Here is a 17,386-nt window from a genome sequence, read left to right on the forward strand (position 1 = left end):
GTTGGCGTGAATTGATTTGGGAGAGGGTGGTAGTTCGTGGGCAAGTCAGGGCTGGCAGGACCGGCAGTCAACCAAAAAAATCCATATATCATCCCCCCCCCAAAAAAAACAACTAACTCACGATAACTCACGCCGACTCACGGCAGTTCACGCCCCTCAACCCAGCTCCCTCTCATTTCCCGTATCAAACCTGTCTACCGTCTGAATGCCGTTCAATGCTTTGAGGCGGGAAACGAGTTCTTCGAGTTCTTCCTTGTCGTGAACGAATACCTTGATCGTTCCTTCGAACAGGCCCTCCTTCGATTCGATGGTAAGACCCGCGATATTGATACGCATATCGCCGCTGATCACATTGGTGATCTTGTTGATCACACCCACATCGTCCAGGCCAACGATCCTGAGACCGGTGAGGAAGGATATCTCCTTGTTCTTGGCCCATTTGGTTTTTACCACGCGGTGGCCGTAATTCGACAGCAGTTGCGCTGCATTGGGGCAGTTGGTCCTGTGGATGATCAGGCCCTTGCCGGTACTTACAAAGCCAAACACATCGTCTCCCGGAATGGGGTTGCAGCATTTGGCCAGCGCGTACATGATCTTATCGCTGCTTTCCCCGAAGATGATCAGCTCCGAATCTTTTTTGCTGATCGGTTTGGCATGCGACTGGTCCACCGTTATTTCTGTTACCACGGGTTTTGGCCTGGGTATCTCCAGTCTGTCGCCGAGTACATGAAAATCCTTCAGTTCCCTGAGGTCGATTGCTTTTGTGGCGATCTTGTAATTGAGATCGAGAGAGGAAGGGACTTTGTAAAACTGAACGAGTTCTTCGATGTTGTACTGGCTGTAGGCTGCGCCCATGGCTTCCAGTTTCCGCTGCAGCGTGTATTTACCGTCGTCGGCGATCTTTCTTTTTTCTTCGCGCAGGGCATCCTTGATCTTGCTTTTGGCCTTGGCCGTTACCACGATATTGAGCCAGTCTTCGGAAGGTTTCTGTTTGTTGCTGGTAATGATCTCCACCTGGTCGCCGCTGCGCAGTTTATGGCTGATGGGTACCAGTTTATGGTGCACTTTGGCCCCGATACATTTTGTACCGATGGCGGAGTGGATGGAAAAGGCAAAGTCAAGCGCGGTGCTGCCGGTGGGCAGCATCTTTACCTCACCTTTGGGCGTATACACGTAGATCTCTTCGGCAAGGAACGATGTTTTGAAATCCTGCAGAAAATCCACGCCATCGGTATCCTGCGTGCTCAGCACCTCCCGTATCTGGCCAAACCATTTGTCAAACCGGTCTTCATCGTGGCTGCCTTCCTTGTATTTGAAATGTGCCGCGAGGCCTTTTTCGGCGATCTCGTTCATACGTTTGGTGCGTATCTGCACTTCCACCCATTTGCCCTGGGGGCCCATCACAGTGGTATGCAGGGCTTCGTAGCCGTTGTTCTTCGGGTTGCTGAGCCAGTCGCGCAAACGTTCGGGCGAAGGGGTGTACTCGTCGGTAATCATCGAATACACTTTCCAGCAGTCTTCTTTTTCCCGCTCAGCGGGTGCATCGAGAATAACACGGATGGCAAAGAGATCGTACACTTCTTCAAACGCCACACCTTTTTTCTTGATCTTGTTCCAGATAGAATGGATGCTTTTCGGTCTGCCATATATCTCGAAATGAAAACCTGCGTTCACCAGTTTGTCTTTGATAGGCCGGATGAACTCATTGATATACCGGGTGCGTTCCCTTTTTGTTTCCGCCAGTTTCCGGGCGATGTCTTTGTATGCTTCCGGCTCCATGTATTTCATGGAGAGGTCTTCCAGTTCGGTCTTGATATTGTACAGACCCATGCGGTGCGCCAGCGGTGCATACACCCAAACCGTTTCCGAAGCGATCTTGAGCTGCTTCTCGCGTTTCATATGGTCCAGCGTGCGCATGTTGTGCAGCCTGTCGGCAAGCTTGATCAGGATCACGCGGGGATCGTCGGTAAGCGTCAGCAATATCTTCTTGAAATTCTCCGCCTGCTGGCTGGTATTGGTATCCATTACCGTGGAGATCTTGGTCAGGCCGTCCACGATCCTGGCTATTTCGGTTCCGAACTCGCGCTCCACATCTTCGAGGGTGATATCGGTGTCTTCCACCGTATCGTGCAGCAGGGCGCAGATAGTGCTGCGCACGCCCAGGCCGATCTCTTCCACGCAGATCATGGCCACGGCAATCGGGTGAAGTACATAGGGTTCACCACTTTTCCGGCGCATGGTTTTATGCGCTTCGGCCGCCATCTCAAAAGCCTGCCGAACCAGTTCCTTGTCGCCTTTTTTCAGCTTAGGGCGCAAACTTCTCAGCAGGGCACGGTAATGCCTGATGATCTCGTTTTTTTCCTGTTCGGGGCTAAGATTGTATTTGGCTAAGATCGGCTCCTGTATCGTTTCCGGCACTTGCTGCATGGAATACGAATGTACGAAAAAGTCGGGGAGGTGAAACGTCGGGATGACCGTGAGTTGTCGTGAGTTACCGTGAGTTTGACCTTCCGCAGACAATCCGAAAGGTACTCCCCCACGTCTCACGCCGACTCACGCCAACTCACGGCAACGCCCGATGATGAACGGTCACTTCCGTTCCCCAACTCTCCCTACCTTTGCCCCTCATCATGAGCGAAAAGGCTAAAAAGAAGATTTTTGATTTCTCGTTGCTGGGGAGGGTTTTCCATTTTGTGAAGCCTTATCGTGCATCTTTCTATACCAGCCTGGCACTGGCCATGGTGATGGCTGTATTTGCCCCTGTAAGACCTTACCTGATACAGGTTACGGTGGATAAAGCCACCGGCAAGAACGTACACGCACCGCAATGGCTGGAATGGATGTTCCGGACCGACTGGTCAGATGCAACCCGGTTTATTATTGCGGTCACAGTTTTCCAGATCATCTTCCTGTTTGTTGAGACCACCATACGCTTTTTCTTCAGCTTTATCACTTCCTGGATGGGACAGAGCGTGGTAAAGGATATCCGCACCGCGGTGTATGAGAAAATACTGGGACTGAACCTGCGGCAGTTCGACAATACGCCGATCGGGGTGCTGACCACCCGAACGATCAACGATATTGAAAGCATCAACGATATTTTTTCCGATGGCCTGATACCGATCATCGCCGACCTGCTGACGATCGTGATTACGCTGGCAACCATGTTCTGGATCGACTGGCGGCTGACGCTGATCAGCATCATCCCGTTCCCGATCATGTTGATTGCCACCTATTATTTCAAGGAAAGCGTGAACAGGAGTTTTATCCGGGTACGCAATGCGGTGGCGGCGCTTAATGCGTTTGTACAGGAGCATATCACCGGTATGCAGGTGGTGCAGGCATTTGCGGGCGAGGAACGGGAATTCGGTAAATTCAAAAAGATCAATACCGAACACCGCAATGCAAACATCAAGGCCATCTTTGCCTATTCGGTTTTTTTTCCGGTGGTGGAAGTGGTGCTGGCGCTGAGTATGGGCCTGCTGGTATGGTGGATCGCCGGCCGTTCGCTGGATGCGGGTCTGCTGGTGGCGTTTATTTTATACCTCAACCAGATATTCAGACCGCTTCGGGTGATCGCCGATAAATTCAATGTGTTGCAGATGGGTATGATCGCGGCGGAAAGGGTGTTGAAAGTGCTGGATAATACCGACCAGCCCAAACCCGCGGCCCCGGATGCCTACCGGCCTGAAAAGGTGGAGGGCCGCATCGATTTCAAACATGTCACATTCGCATATGTTGCGCCGAACAATGTGCTTACAAACATCAGCTTTCATGTGGAAGCGGGAGAAACCGTAGCCCTGGTAGGACATACCGGCAGCGGTAAAACATCCATCATCAGTTTACTCAACGGACTGTACACCATCCAGGAGGGCGAGATACTGATCGACGGGAGGAATATTGCCGGGTTTGACCTGGAAAGCCTGCGAAGGAATATCGGCGTTGTGCTGCAGGATGTGTTCCTGTTCTCGGGTTCCATCCTGGATAATATCACCTTGCGTAACCCGGCGATCAAAAGGGAAGAGGTGGTTGCGGCCGCGAAAATGATCGGGGTGCACGATTTTATCATGCGGCTTCCGGGCGATTACGATTACAACGTGATGGAAAGAGGCAGCACCCTCAGCCTGGGGCAGCGGCAGCTGCTGTCTTTTATACGGGCCCTGCTCTATGATCCTTCCATACTGATACTTGACGAAGCCACTTCTTCCATCGACACGGAAAGCGAGCTGCTGATCGAAAAAGCGATCGAGACCATGATCTCCGGCCGTACCTCGGTGGTGATCGCACACCGGTTGTCCACCATCCGCAAAGCCACCAAGATCATCGTGCTGGATAAGGGCGAGATCAGGGAAATGGGCAGCCACCAGGAGCTGTTGGAACTCGGCGGATTTTACAGTAAATTACATGAGATGCAGTTTGCGCAGAAGAAGACTGCGATCGTATAAAAATGAATTCTCCAAAACAAAAAGACATATCGGTTGTAGAGGAGCCCGGCATCGCTTACGGGTTTGCGCATCTTTCGGAAGAAGAAAAACTGAAAAAGGATATTTTTCGCTCCGACATGGAAAAATTCCAGCTGTTTATGCAAATGCTTCGCAGGAATGCCTTGTTGAAAAAGGCAGTTATCAGCCACAATAAATAAGTATTGATACGCAGGATGAGGAATTATTGCGTTTCTGGCGTGTATTGAACAAACATGGTGTACGATATATGATGGTGGGAGGGTTCGCTACCCGGTTTCATGGATATAATCGGGCTACGGATGACCTTGACCTATGGCTGGAAGATACATTGACTAACCGACAGCTCCTTAGAAAGGCGTTTTCCGACCTGGGTTATGGCGATTTTGCATCAATCGAAACCATGCAATTTGTTCCGGGTGGGACCTCATTTTATGCCGGAGGGATTGAGTTGGGTATCATGACCGAAATGAAGGGTTGGATGACTCTTTCGATGAATGTTATGAAATGGCCCCTGTCTTAAGCCTTCAGGATGTGCGTATTCCGTTTTTGCATATTAATCACCTGATAGCCAATAAGAAAGCGGTCAATCGAATCAAGGACCGGCTGGATGCAGTCATGCCGGAAAAGATCCGGGAGATAAAGGAAACGGACAGGGATGCGGGGCGCTGATTTTTTCTGCCGAATTCCAGTTTACAAATAGGCTATTCACCCCCATACCCCTATCTTTGCGCCAAATTTCGGAACAGGTATGACCCGTATGAGCGTGAAATCTTTGCTGGCAGCGACTTTCAGCCTTTGCATACTATTTTTTTCTAATGCGCTACATGCGCAGCATGATACCACTGTACATGATACAGCGGCTGCTCAGGAAGCGCCTGCCCATGCCAGGGCAGAGGGCGGTTTTAATGTTACCGAAACCATCCTGGAGCATATCAAAGACGATCATAGCTGGCACCTGTGGGGGCACACTTCCCTGCCTTTGCCGGTAATATTGTATACCGATAAAGGACTGGAACTGTTCTCTTCAGCCAAGCTGGTCGATGAACACCATGAGCCGGTTGTTTATGCGGGCAACTACACGTACAAAACCGTGGAAGGCAAGGTTCGTGTGGTGAATGCAGATGGAACCGTGAACGAGGAAGCCTCGAAGAAAGTATGGGATTTCTCCATCACCAAGAATGTGACCTCGCTGTTCATCACCGTGGCGCTGCTGCTGATCGTATTCCTGAGCGTTGCAAAAGCATACCGGAAAACCGGTGTGAAATCGGCGCCCAAAGGTCTGCAGTCACTGATGGAGCCCATCATCCTGTTCATAAGGGATGAGGTGGCCAAACCCAATATCGGTCACAGGTATGCCAGGTATACACCGTTCCTGCTCACCATTTTCTTCCTGATACTGGTGAACAATTTCCTTGGCCTGATCCCCTTTTTCCCGGGCGGCGCCAATGTGAGCGGTAATATCGCCTTTACCATGACGCTGGCGGTTTGCGTATTCATACTGGTGAACCTGAACGGCAACAAGAGTTACTGGGAACATATTTTCTGGATGCCGGGCATGCACTGGAGCATGAAGCTGTTCCTGGCGCCTATTGAACTGATCGGTGTATTCACCAAGCCCATATCACTGATGATCCGGTTGTTCGCAAACATCACTGCCGGGCATATCCTGGTATTGAGCCTGATCTGCCTGATCTTTATTTTCAAAACGGTAGTTGCATCGGCCATCGCGGTTCCGTTCGCAGTGTTCATCAGCCTGATTGAACTGCTGGTGGCGTTTCTGCAGGCATACATCTTTACCATGCTGAGTGCCATGTATATCGGTATGGCAACGGAAGAGCACCATCACCATGGTGATCATGAACCGCATTACCACGAAACAGAAGACTAATTTTTTTTCAATAACAATTAAAAACTAAACAAAATGGTAGTAGGAAGTGTTGCTGCAATCGGTGCAGGCTTAGCTGCAATCGGAGCAGGTATCGGTATCGGCCAGATCGGTAAAGGTGCTGTAGAAGGTATTGCCCGTCAGCCGGAAGCTGCTAACGACATTCGTGCAAACATGATCGTAGCTGCGGCCTTCGTGGAAGCGGTTGCCCTGTTTGCGGTGGTGGTTGCCCTGTTGGGTAATGGTTAATTCATCAACCACACCAACCTTATTATACAGACCTGATGCACAGGGCGGAGGGTCTGTATGATTTTCAACATTGGTTTTTAAACACCAGATCGTATATAAACATAGTCGTATGTTATTAGAAATAAATCCGCTTGTATTGCCTGATATCGGGCTTGTATTCTGGGCAACTGTTGCCTTTCTGATCCTGTTGATCGTTCTTGGAAAATTTGCCTGGAAGCCGATCATGAATGCGATCAGGGAAAGAGAGCAGGGCATTGAAGATGCGCTGGCCCGGGCCGATAAAATGAAAGCCGAAATGGCCGCCATGCAGAACGAGAACGAGCAGCTGATGGCACAGGCACGCGAAGAACGCGCCACCATGATCAAGGAAGCCAAAGAACAGACTTTAAAAATGATCAGCGACGCAAAAGACAAAGCCAAGGCTGAATACGACCGCATTGTTACAGAAGCTCAGGCTACCATTGCGCAGCAAACCAACGCAGCCCTTACCGAGGTGAAGAACCAGGTGGGTGGTCTGGTGATCGAGGTAAGCGAAAAAATCCTCCGCCGCGAACTCGCCAATAAGGCCGAGCAGGAGAAATACATTAATGAATTAGCCGAAGGCGTGAAGCTTAATTAATTTGAAAAATGGAAGATTTGAAAATGTGTGAGTGCATTTTCCGATCTTCTTCCATTTTCAAATTGTCAAATCACCACATTTTCAAATTAAACTATGCCCAATCCACGTTTAGCCAACCGCTACGCAAAGAGCCTGATCGACATTGCTGTTGAGAGAGCACAGCTTGAAGCGGCGTACGCTGATATGAAATACCTGGAAAATGTGTGCAGGGCCAGCCGCGATTTCAGGAACCTGCTGAAAAGCCCTGTGATCAAGGCCGATCAGAAAGGCAAGATCATCGACGCTGTTATCAATGGCAATGTGAGCGCGCTCACAACGGCATTTATTTCGCTGCTGGTGAAAAAAGGCCGCGAATCAGAACTCCTGGAAATAGCCAATGCTTTTGTTGACCAGTACAATGTGCTGAAAGGCATTCATAAAGTAAAGCTGACCACCGCCGCGCCCATGAGCGAGGAGCTGAAAAAGAATATTGAAACCAAGATCCGTTCTGAACGCGGTCTGGATAAGATTGAACTGGAAACTGCGGTTGATGAAAAACTCATCGGAGGTTTTGTTCTTGAATTTGATGATAACCTGGTTGATGCAAGCATCCAGCGCGATCTCAAAGACATCAGGAAGCAGTTCTCACAAAACCTGTATGTGCACAGCATACATTAATCAAATACGTTAACAACAATTAAAAGCATATAGATCATGGCAGACATTAAACCCGATGAAATATCAGCGATACTGAGGCAGCAACTCAGCAACTTCAATGTATCGGCCGATTTGGAAGAAGTGGGCACAGTACTGCAGGTGGGTGATGGCATCGCCCGCGTGTACGGTCTGAACGGTGTATTGAGCGGTGAGCTGGTAGAATTTGCAAACGGCGTAAAAGCGATCGCGTTGAACCTGGAAGAAGACAACGTGGGTGTGGTACTGATGGGTGAGAGCGAGGAGATCAAAGAAGGTGATAGAGTAAAAAGGACCGGCCAGATCGCTTCCATCAAAGTGGGCGAAGGTGTTGTGGGCCGTGTGATCAATACACTGGGTCATCCTATCGACGGCAAAGGTCCGTTGACCGGCGAGCTGTATGAAATGCCGCTGGAGCGTAAAGCGCCCGGTGTTATCTACCGCGAACCCGTAAAAGAACCGCTGCAAACCGGTATTAAGGCCATCGATGCCATGATCCCTATCGGCCGCGGCCAGCGTGAGCTGGTGATCGGTGACCGCCAGACCGGTAAAACCGCTATCTGTATCGACACCATCATCAACCAGAAAGAATTTTACGATGCAGGCAAGCCGGTGTATTGTATCTATGTTGCCGTAGGTCAGAAAGCATCCACAGTTGCCGGTGTGATGAAGACGCTGGCAGATAACGGCGCCATGGCTTATACCACCATCGTAAGCGCATCTGCTTCTGATCCTGCTCCGCTTCAGTTCTACGCGCCTTTTGCGGGTGCTGCCATCGGTGAATATTTCCGCGATACCGGACGCCCTGCACTGATCATCTACGATGACCTGTCAAAACAGGCGGTGGCCTACCGTGAGGTTTCCCTGCTGCTGAGAAGACCTCCCGGTCGTGAAGCGTATCCCGGCGACGTATTCTACCTGCACAGCCGTTTGCTCGAAAGGGCGGCGAAAGTCATCAGCAACGATGAGGTGGCTAAAAACATGAACGATCTTCCCGCTTCCATCAAACACCTGGTAAAAGGCGGTGGTTCGCTGACGGCGCTGCCGATCATCGAAACTCAGGCGGGTGATGTTTCGGCCTATATCCCTACCAACGTGATCTCGATCACCGATGGACAGATCTTCCTCGAAGGTAACCTGTTCAACGCCGGTATCCGTCCTGCGATCAACGTGGGTATCTCGGTAAGCCGTGTGGGTGGTAACGCACAGATCAAGTCGATGAAGAAAGTGGCCGGTACGCTGAAACTCGACCAGGCGCTTTACCGCGAGCTGGAAGCGTTCTCTAAATTCGGTGGCGACCTCGATGCCGCAACGAAGAACGTGATCGATAAAGGCGCGCGTAACGTGGAGATCCTGAAACAACCCCAGTTCTCACCATTCTCTGTGGAAAAACAGGTGGCGATCATCTACCTCGGTACACAGGGTCTGCTGAAAGAAGTGGCTGTGAAAAAAGTGAAGGAATTTGAAGGCCATTTCTTAACCGAGATGGAGAACAAACTGCCCGATGTACTCGCCGAGTTCAAAAAAGGCCAGTTAAACGACGAAAGCCTGAACAAGATGGTAACCCTGGCAAAAAGTCTGGTGCCACAGTACAAATAAGTCGACCGCAACCAATGATAGAACCCCCGGGAATCCCCCGGGGTTTTTTAGTGCCCATATCATCCGGTAGTTTATAAAATATTGATAATTAGTAACTTGAGGGGTGTGATGTAATACCCGAAAAATGTTTTAAATAATAATTTGATTTATAAAATAAACTATTCTATGTTTGTTCTGTCAATCAAAACAACCATGAAAGAGTTCACCATCCTGCTGCTCGCCGTTTTATCAACCATACTGGGAAATGCCCAGGTGCGTATTACCGGAACGGTAAAAGACACCAGGGGACATATCATCATTGGCGCAAGTGTTTCCGTAAAAGATTCCTACGATGGCGGTGTATCGGATTCCACCGGGCGGTTCTCTTTTAAGACCACCGAAAAAGGACAACAGGTAATCGTTGCAGCCAATGTGGGGTATAAAACCGTGGAAATACCCGTAACCATCGGTGCCGATTCGGTTTCTGTGGCTTTTTCCCTCAAAGAAGAGATCAGCGAGCTGAAAGCGGTTACCGTTACCGCGGGCAGTTTTGAAGCGGGCGATCGTAAAAAAGCGGCCACCGTTCTCTCTTCGCTTGATGTGTATACCACGGGCGGGGCTAACGCCGATATCACGGCCGTTGTAAAAACATTGCCCGGCGCACAGCAGGTAGGTGAGCAGGAAGGACTGTTTGTTCGCGGCGGCGCGGGGTATGAAGCCAAGCAGTTCATAGACGGCACACTGGTAAACAACCCGTTCTCTGCCAGCGTTCCGGATATCGCTTCGCGCGGAAGGTTTGCGCCTTCGCTTTTCAAAGGAACCATTTTCAGCACGGGCGGTTACTCTGCCCTGTATGGCCAGGCGCTTTCTTCCGCCCTGATTATGGAAAGCATCGACCTGCCTGAGCGGTCGGAAATCACTGCATCCATTTCTTCGGTGTTCCTGGGCCTGGGTATGCAACAGCTGTCAAAAGATAAAAAAGCTTCCTGGGGAGGCAACTACGGATATACCAACCTGCTGCCTTATTTCTCTATCGTAAAACAGAAACCCGATTATTTCGCCATGCCGCAGTTCCACAGCGCCGACGCGAATTTCAGGATCAAAACAAAAAGCGGTATCGTGAAATATTATACCACTTTCTCCAATATGGATCTGGGCCTGCGCAGACCGAATATCGATGACCCCACCCTGAAAAACGCATTCGGCCTGAACAACAGCAACTGGTATAACAACCTCAGCTGGCGCGAGAGCCTTGGCAGGGGATGGAAAATGAATATGGGTATCGGTTTCAGCACCGACCGCAACGGCATTACGCAGCAGATACAGGATGCTTCCGACAAAACCGTGGTTACGGGACTGAACTGGATCGACAGCGCCAATTTCAGACTGTATACCCAATCCGATCTTTCACAGGTGAAACTGGTGCTCGACAAACGCATCAGCGGTATCAGCGTAATTCGTTTTGGCGGCGAGTACCAGTATTTCTACAGCAAAAGCCGCTACAACGGTTACCAGACGCTGCTGGTGGATCATTTCAAATCATTGTTTGCCGAGGCCGATCTGTATATCACCAATGACCTGGCAGCCAAGGCCGGTGTGCGTTTCGAGCACTCCTCGCTGATCAATAAAATGAATATGGCACCGAGGATTTCGCTGGCCTATAAGACGGGCAACGGCGGACAGATGAGCATCGCTTACGGCGGGTTTTACCAGAAACCCGAGAACAGTTACCTCTACGCAACCAGGAATTTTGGGTATACAAAAGCGACCCATTATATCGTTAACTATATTAAGAATACAGCGCTGCAGACTTTCCGGGCAGAAGTGTTCTATAAAAAATACAACAACCTGGTAAAGACCTATCCTGCGTACAACAACGATGGCAGCGGCGATGCAAAAGGATTCGAACTTTTCTGGAGAGACAAGAAGACCATCAAAGGACTTGATTACTGGCTAAGCTATTCCTGGCTCGATACCAGACGAAATTTCCTTAACTACCCGCAGTCATTGCAGCCGACTTTTGCCGCCAACCATACGGCATCGCTGGTAGTGAAAAAGTTTTACCCTAAGATCAATACCGGTTTCAATTTCACCTATTCTTTTGCAACCGGCAGACCTTACTACAACATGCGTCTGAACGCGGGTAAATACGAGATCGCAGACCAGGGAAAGACCATCAATTACAATAACCTCGGATTCAGCTTTAACTATCTCACCTCGCTTGGTAAAGCCTATGCGGTGCTGGTGGGATCGGTAACCAATGTGTTTAACAGCAAACAGGTTTTCGGGTATAACTATTCGCACGACGGCACCCGCAAAGACGCCATCACACCACCTGCGCCGCAGTTCTTCTTTCTCGGCGTATTCCTCAGCTGGGGCGTAGACAGAAGACAGGACGCGATTAATAACAATCTGTAGAACAGAAGAACAAGGAACGGAAGAACAAGGAGCAAGGAACAGGGGAACAAGGAACAGGGGAGCAAGGAATAAAGAACAGAGGAACAAGGAACAGACGAATAACGAATGAGGGAGAAGAGGCAGGGGCGGATATAGGGGGAAGGATGCGGGTAAATAGTCATCCGCAAATCCATAATCCACAAATCCGGAATCCACACATTCATAACCAACCAAACATCCTTTTATGAACAACAACCAACACCGCGACGAAGAACTCTGGCAGATGGCCAGGGCGCGCGTCGGATTCAGATGGAGTCTTGCCTGTTATGTGATCGTTAACGCCATGCTGGTGGTCATCTGGTTTTTCAGTTCGGGCGCCGGAAGCTATTTCTGGCCTGTGTGGCCGATGATGGGCTGGGGCCTGGGACTGGCCTTCCAGTATTTTCATGCCTACCATGGAACCAAATTCAGCAGCGCGGTAAGCGAGTACGAAAAACTCAGGGAGCGGGAATACAGAAAGAACCCCGAGCAGACAAACAAATAAATAATAGCGGATCGCCGATCCTGGTTTACGAACCTCCGCAAGCAATTAAACCAACAAACGCATAAAACATGAAACACTTATTCGTTATCCTCAGCATCCTGTTTACCGGTATGGCTGCAGCACAGTCGAAATATGAAGCCGGTATACAGAAAGGATTTGAACAAATGAAAACGGCAAAGACCGCCGAAGACATGACCGCTGCATCTGCCCTGTTTGAAAGAATCGGCGACGCGGAAAAAGACAAATGGCTTCCTTACTATTATGCCTCTTATGCCAATTATATTTCGGGTTGGATGAATCCCAAGGCAGACAAAGACAAGGTTGCCGAAAAAAGCAAGGACCTGCTCGGTAAGGCCGAAGCCCTCGAAACCAATAATTCGGAATTGCATTGCCTGCGGCAGATGATCGCCATACAGCAGCTGACGGTGGATCCAATGAGCAGGTACCAGACCTATGGTGCGGAAGCGGAAAAAGCATTACAGAACGCCGCCAAGGCCGATCCGAACAATCCCAGGATCTATTACCTGCGCGGCCAGACCCTGATGAATACGCCTGAGGCGTTCGGGGGAGGCAAAGCCGCTGCCAAAAAACAGTTCGAGAAGTCGCTGGAACTGTTTAAAACTTTTCAGCCTGCATCGGCACTGCATCCCAACTGGGGTAAGGAAGATGCCGAGAAATCGCTGACTGCCTGTCAGTAATATGTGCATCCAACAGAGCAGTGGTTACCCGGCCACTGCTATTTTTGTTTTACTTAACTTTCCTCTCATGCACACAGAAGAAAAGGAGTTCTCGCCTCAGCAGAGCCTCGATCTGATCAGGTCGATGATCTCCCATACCAGGGGGGCGGTGGTGAACAACAGTTTCTATTTCCTGTTATGGGGCTGGCTGGTATTCGGATGTTCGGTGGGGCAGTACCTGCTGAAGACCTATACGGCGTATCCGTTCCATTATATGGTATGGTGGCTGATGCCTGTTGGCGGCCTGATCTCGGCGGTTTACGGATCACGGCAATCCAAAAAAACAAGGGTCCGTTCCTTTGTAGGCGATGCGATCTCCTATCTCTGGATAGCGATCGCATTGGCATTTATTGTGTTGCTGCTGGTAAACATCATGCGCGAAAAAGGCTGGCAGGTGGCTTTCACCTACTATATCCTGATGTATGCGATCGGCACATTTGTTACGGGCAAACTGATCGAATTCAAACCGCTGGTGATCGGCGGACTCATCAATTTTGTACTTGCGGTGGTTTCCGTGAAATTTGCCTACGACGAACAGCTGCTGATAGGCGCCGTTGCCATACTGGTCAGCTATATCATTCCCGGCTACCTGCTGCGCAGCAAAGCCAGGAGACAAAACCAAACGCATGGCTGAAGAAAAACAAATGACCGAGCAGGAAAGCCTGCAACTGATCACGGAAATGATCAATAAAGCCAAGGGGCATTACCAGGAAAGCGGTACCGGGCCTATTTTATGGGGAACGGTAGTGGGTATTGCCGGGCTGGTGAGCTTTGCCGAGCATTACTGGCATTTCAGTATCGGGTTTGATATCTGGTGGATCGTATTCCTTGCGTTTATTCCGCAGATCGTTATCTCGGTGCGCGAGGGCAAACAGAAAAAAACAGTGGCTTACCAGGAGGCCTACCTGAATACCATCTGGCTTGTTTTTGGTATCAGCATCTTCATGCTTACTTTTTACTTCAACGTTATTCCCGGCGCCAGCGAAAGACTGATGGCAGGCGATAACCAGCAGGTATGGATCAAAAACACGGCAACAGGCGAGCTAAAACAATCCAGACCTTTTATACTTAGCGCACAGTCCCTGCTGCTGTTGCTGTACGCCATGCCCACACTGGCCACCGGTATTGCACAACGCTTCAAACCCATGGTCATCGCGGGTATTGTATGCTACGGCATGTTCATCCTCTCCTGTTTCCTGAGTTCCACCTGGGACCTGCTGTTAAACGGTGTTGCCGGCATCCTTAACTGGCTGATACCGGGATTGATCCTTCGTGCCCGGTATTTAAAAGGAAAGAGCTGCTGATGTTCACAGAACTGGATCCCATATTGCATTCACAGCTGCGCCTTGCGGTGATGAGCCTGCTGATCTCTGTGAAAGAGGCGGAGTTCACCTTTATCAAAGAAAAGACCAATGCAACCGCGGGCAACCTCAGCGTGCAGGTACAAAAGCTCCGGGAAGCGGGTTATATAGAAGTGACCAAACAATTCAAAGACAACTATCCCCAGACCACCTGTAAGGTAACCCCCAAAGGCGTGGAAGCGTTTGAAAACTATGTCAGGGCACTGCAGCAGTACCTGCAGGTGGGCGGAAACGGTAAATAAAAAGCGGCACAGCGGCTTTTAGCGTTTGTGTAACGATGTTTTTCAGACCCGCAGCCGGCAGCCCGATCCCAGGAGCTATCTTTGCAGCGTGATCGTCAAAGTATCCCATCTCAGTAAACAATTCAACGAATTCAGGGCTGTCCGGGACCTTTCTTTTTCAGTGGAGGAAGGCGATGTATACGGGTTCCTCGGACAGAACGGCGCCGGTAAAAGCACCACGATCCGGATGCTGACCACATTGATCACTCCCACAGACGGTGAGATTGAAATATTCGGCCTGAGCCTGGCTTCGCACCGCAATGAAATACTCCGGCAGGTGGGCAGTGTGATAGAGAAACCCGATGTTTATAAATACCTTTCTGCTTACGAGAACCTTGCCCTGTTTGCCAGGCTGAGCGGTTCCGGAAGAACACGCGCATTGCTGATGGAACAGCTTGAGATGGTAGGACTGGCAGAAAGGGCAAACGATAAGGTAAAAACGTTTTCGCAGGGTATGAAACAGCGCCTGGGCATAGCGATCGCGCTGGTACACGATCCTCGCCTGATCATACTCGACGAACCAACCAACGGTCTCGATCCCCAGGGGATTGCCGATGTCCGTAACCTGATTTTACACCTCAGCCGCGAGCGGAAGAAAACAGTGATCGTTTCCTCGCACCTGCTGGGCGAGATAGAGCAGGTTGCCACACGTGTATTGATCATCGATAAGGGCAGCAAGGTTACGGAAGGAACGGCTTCGGCCCTGTTCGATCCCGCGCAAACCATCGTGGCATTGCAGACATTCGATAACGACTATGCCTGGCGGCAACTGCAGCTAAGCGTTTGGTCGGGCCATCTGCAGCAGCAGAGAGGTGATGCGATCCTGCTGAAAATGGACAGGAACGCCATCGCACAGTTCAACCGCGACCTGGTGGACCTGGATATCCAGTTATTGTCGTTACAGCCCCGTCATTCGCTCGAAGATTATTTTTTACAGGTAACATCCGGTAACCAGCATGTGGACACTTATACAAATTGAACTGTTTAAAATATTCCGCAGGCCGCGCACCTATATTGCTTTTGCGGCCGTTGCGGCATTGATCGGCGTGATCCAGTTCGGTCTGAAACTGGATGGTGACGCGTATATCGCTTTTATGATGCGCGATATCAATTCTTCTATCTCTGTCGAGGGAAAAATACTCAACGGCTACCAGGTATGCTATATCGTACTCCAGGCCCTGCTGGTGCATGTGCCCCTGCTGATCTCGCTGGTAGCGGCAGATATGGTATCGGGCGAAGCGAATATGGGTACGCTGCGGCTGATGCTGACCAGACCGGTTGGCCGCACTAAGTTCCTGCTGGCCAAGTTTATCGCGGCAACCGTTTACACGGTGCTGCTGCTGGTGTGGCTGGCGATACTGGCGCTGTTCCTGAACATGCTGATATTCGGCGTGGACGATCTTTTTCTGCTGAAATCGCAATACGTGGTGCTGCTGCGCAAGGATGATATCTTCTGGCGCTATATAGGCGCTTTCGGGTTTGCGGCACTGGCCATGACCACGGTGGCGGCGCTGGGCTTTTTGCTTTCGCTGTTTGCAGAGAATTCCATCGGTCCCATTATCGCTACCATGAGTGTGATCGTATTCCTGACCATACTCAGCACACTCAGCAGCATACCGCTGTTCAATACCATCAAGCCCTATCTTTTTACAACGCATATGATCAGCTGGAAAGAGTTTTTTGATATCAAAGTCAATGATGCCAACGAAGCCATTATCGGCAGTATCCAGAACCCGGGCCGCATCATCCGCTCCTCACTTATACTGCTGGCGCATATTGCCGGGTTCCTGGGAATCGGGATATGGGTGTTCAGAAAAAAAGATATCCTGAGTTAGACAAAAATCAGCGTATGAAACAAAGCATTGTTTTTTTACTGGTGGCACTGCTTGGCGGCAACCTGTACAGCCAGGATATGACGCCGCTTGTGCGGAAACTCAAAGCCAAACTGGACCAGGTCAACGATTACGAGGCCGAGGGAAAGATGAAAACCGATGTGGCCTTCATCAAAGCGCCGATTGGCAGGGTGAAAGTGTTTTACAAGAAACCCAATAAATTCCGCCTGAAAAAAGACGGCGGTATCTCGCTGCTGCCAAAGGGCGGGGTTTCGGTGAATATGAACTCTATATTCACGATCTCTGATTTTGCCGCGATCGATGCCGGCGAAGCCCTGGTGAATGGCACCCATACCAGGATCGTAAAAATATTGCCCAGCGATGAGAACAGCGATATCGTGCTTACCACCATGTACATTGACGAAGCCAGTCTGCTGGTGCGAAAATCCACAGTTACCACCAGGGAAAACGGCACCTATACCATTGAAATGAACTATGGAAAATTTGCGCAATACGGTCTGCCGGACAAAGTGATCTTCAGCTTCAATACCAAAAATTATTCGCTTCCCAAGGGCATCACGCTTGAGTTCGACGACGACAAACCGGCGGAAACTGAAAAACTGAAAAACCGCAAAGGCAGGGTAGAGATCACTTATTCAAACTATACCATCAACAAGGGCATCGGCGACGAGGTGTTCAGGTAGGGGAAAATAAAAGGTGAAAACAGAACAGAACAGTTCATGCTCAATCCGTTTTCACCCTCGCTTT

Annotated in this window: 17 protein-coding genes; 16 read left to right on the forward strand and 1 reads right to left on the reverse strand. The window is 50.1% G+C overall.

Annotation, left to right across the window (positions count from 1 at the left end):
- Positions 1-156 precede the first annotated feature (156 nt).
- Entirely contained in the window at positions 157-2,427 is a 2,271-nt protein-coding gene (locus tag GWC94_RS02335) for a RelA/SpoT family protein (RefSeq protein ID WP_161833384.1), read from the reverse strand.
- A 203-nt stretch (positions 2,428-2,630) separates the two neighbouring features.
- Between GWC94_RS02335 and GWC94_RS02340 the strand changes: the two genes are divergently transcribed.
- From GWC94_RS02340 to GWC94_RS02415, 16 genes are all read left to right on the forward strand, one after another.
- Positions 2,631-4,445 carry an ABC transporter ATP-binding protein gene (locus GWC94_RS02340; protein ID WP_161833385.1) on the forward strand — a complete coding sequence of 605 codons (1,815 nt, stop codon included), beginning with the start codon at positions 2,631-2,633 and terminating at the stop codon, positions 4,443-4,445.
- A gap of 2 nt (positions 4,446-4,447) precedes the next feature.
- Positions 4,448-4,642 carry a hypothetical protein gene (locus GWC94_RS02345; RefSeq protein WP_161833386.1) on the forward strand — a complete coding sequence of 65 codons (195 nt, stop codon included), beginning with the start codon at positions 4,448-4,450 and terminating at the stop codon, positions 4,640-4,642.
- A 569-nt stretch (positions 4,643-5,211) separates the two neighbouring features.
- A complete protein-coding gene (gene atpB, locus GWC94_RS02350) occupies positions 5,212-6,351 on the forward strand; it encodes a F0F1 ATP synthase subunit A (RefSeq protein ID WP_161833387.1) in 1,140 nt (379 codons plus the stop codon).
- Positions 6,352-6,384: 33 nt separating this feature from the next.
- A complete protein-coding gene (gene atpE, locus GWC94_RS02355; RefSeq protein ID WP_026768996.1) occupies positions 6,385-6,597 on the forward strand; it encodes an ATP synthase F0 subunit C in 213 nt (70 codons plus the stop codon).
- Between the two features lie 109 nt (positions 6,598-6,706).
- A complete protein-coding gene (gene atpF / locus GWC94_RS02360; RefSeq protein WP_161833388.1) occupies positions 6,707-7,216 on the forward strand; it encodes a F0F1 ATP synthase subunit B in 510 nt (169 codons plus the stop codon).
- Positions 7,217-7,309: 93 nt separating this feature from the next.
- Positions 7,310-7,873 (forward strand): ATP synthase F1 subunit delta, encoded by a 564-nt coding sequence (atpH, locus tag GWC94_RS02365; protein ID WP_161833389.1) that lies wholly within the window; start codon positions 7,310-7,312, stop codon positions 7,871-7,873.
- A 36-nt stretch (positions 7,874-7,909) separates the two neighbouring features.
- Positions 7,910-9,487: a F0F1 ATP synthase subunit alpha gene (gene atpA / locus GWC94_RS02370; protein ID WP_161833390.1), complete on the forward strand. Its 1,578-nt coding sequence runs from the start codon at positions 7,910-7,912 to the stop codon at positions 9,485-9,487.
- Between the two features lie 165 nt (positions 9,488-9,652).
- On the forward strand, positions 9,653-11,884 hold the full coding sequence (locus GWC94_RS02375) for a TonB-dependent receptor (protein WP_235918427.1): 2,232 nt from the start codon (positions 9,653-9,655) through the stop codon (positions 11,882-11,884).
- A gap of 223 nt (positions 11,885-12,107) precedes the next feature.
- Complete coding sequence (locus tag GWC94_RS02380; protein ID WP_202628607.1) at positions 12,108-12,407, forward strand: 2TM domain-containing protein; 300 nt, start codon at positions 12,108-12,110, stop codon at positions 12,405-12,407.
- A gap of 68 nt (positions 12,408-12,475) precedes the next feature.
- A complete protein-coding gene (locus GWC94_RS02385; RefSeq protein ID WP_161833391.1) occupies positions 12,476-13,105 on the forward strand; it encodes a tetratricopeptide repeat protein in 630 nt (209 codons plus the stop codon).
- Between the two features lie 67 nt (positions 13,106-13,172).
- Entirely contained in the window at positions 13,173-13,778 is a 606-nt protein-coding gene (locus GWC94_RS02390) for a hypothetical protein (RefSeq protein WP_161833392.1), read from the forward strand.
- Complete coding sequence (locus GWC94_RS02395) at positions 13,771-14,448, forward strand: hypothetical protein (RefSeq protein WP_161833393.1); 678 nt, start codon at positions 13,771-13,773, stop codon at positions 14,446-14,448. Before GWC94_RS02390 ends, GWC94_RS02395 begins: the two co-directional genes overlap by 8 nt.
- Positions 14,448-14,747, forward strand: a complete 300-nt coding sequence (locus tag GWC94_RS02400; protein ID WP_161833394.1) for a winged helix-turn-helix domain-containing protein — start codon at positions 14,448-14,450, stop codon at positions 14,745-14,747. The genes GWC94_RS02395 and GWC94_RS02400 overlap by 1 nt, the downstream gene beginning before the upstream one ends.
- An 88-nt stretch (positions 14,748-14,835) precedes the next feature.
- Positions 14,836-15,765 carry an ABC transporter ATP-binding protein gene (locus GWC94_RS02405; protein WP_161833395.1) on the forward strand — a complete coding sequence of 310 codons (930 nt, stop codon included), beginning with the start codon at positions 14,836-14,838 and terminating at the stop codon, positions 15,763-15,765.
- Positions 15,743-16,621: an ABC transporter permease gene (locus tag GWC94_RS02410; RefSeq protein ID WP_161833396.1), complete on the forward strand. Its 879-nt coding sequence runs from the start codon at positions 15,743-15,745 to the stop codon at positions 16,619-16,621. Before GWC94_RS02405 ends, GWC94_RS02410 begins: the two co-directional genes overlap by 23 nt.
- A 14-nt stretch (positions 16,622-16,635) precedes the next feature.
- Entirely contained in the window at positions 16,636-17,322 is a 687-nt protein-coding gene (locus GWC94_RS02415; RefSeq protein WP_161833397.1) for a LolA family protein, read from the forward strand.
- Positions 17,323-17,386 lie beyond the last annotated feature (64 nt).

The organism is Sediminibacterium soli (genome assembly GCF_009939225.1).
GTDB classification, from domain to species: Bacteria; Bacteroidota; Bacteroidia; order Chitinophagales; family Chitinophagaceae; genus Sediminibacterium; species Sediminibacterium soli.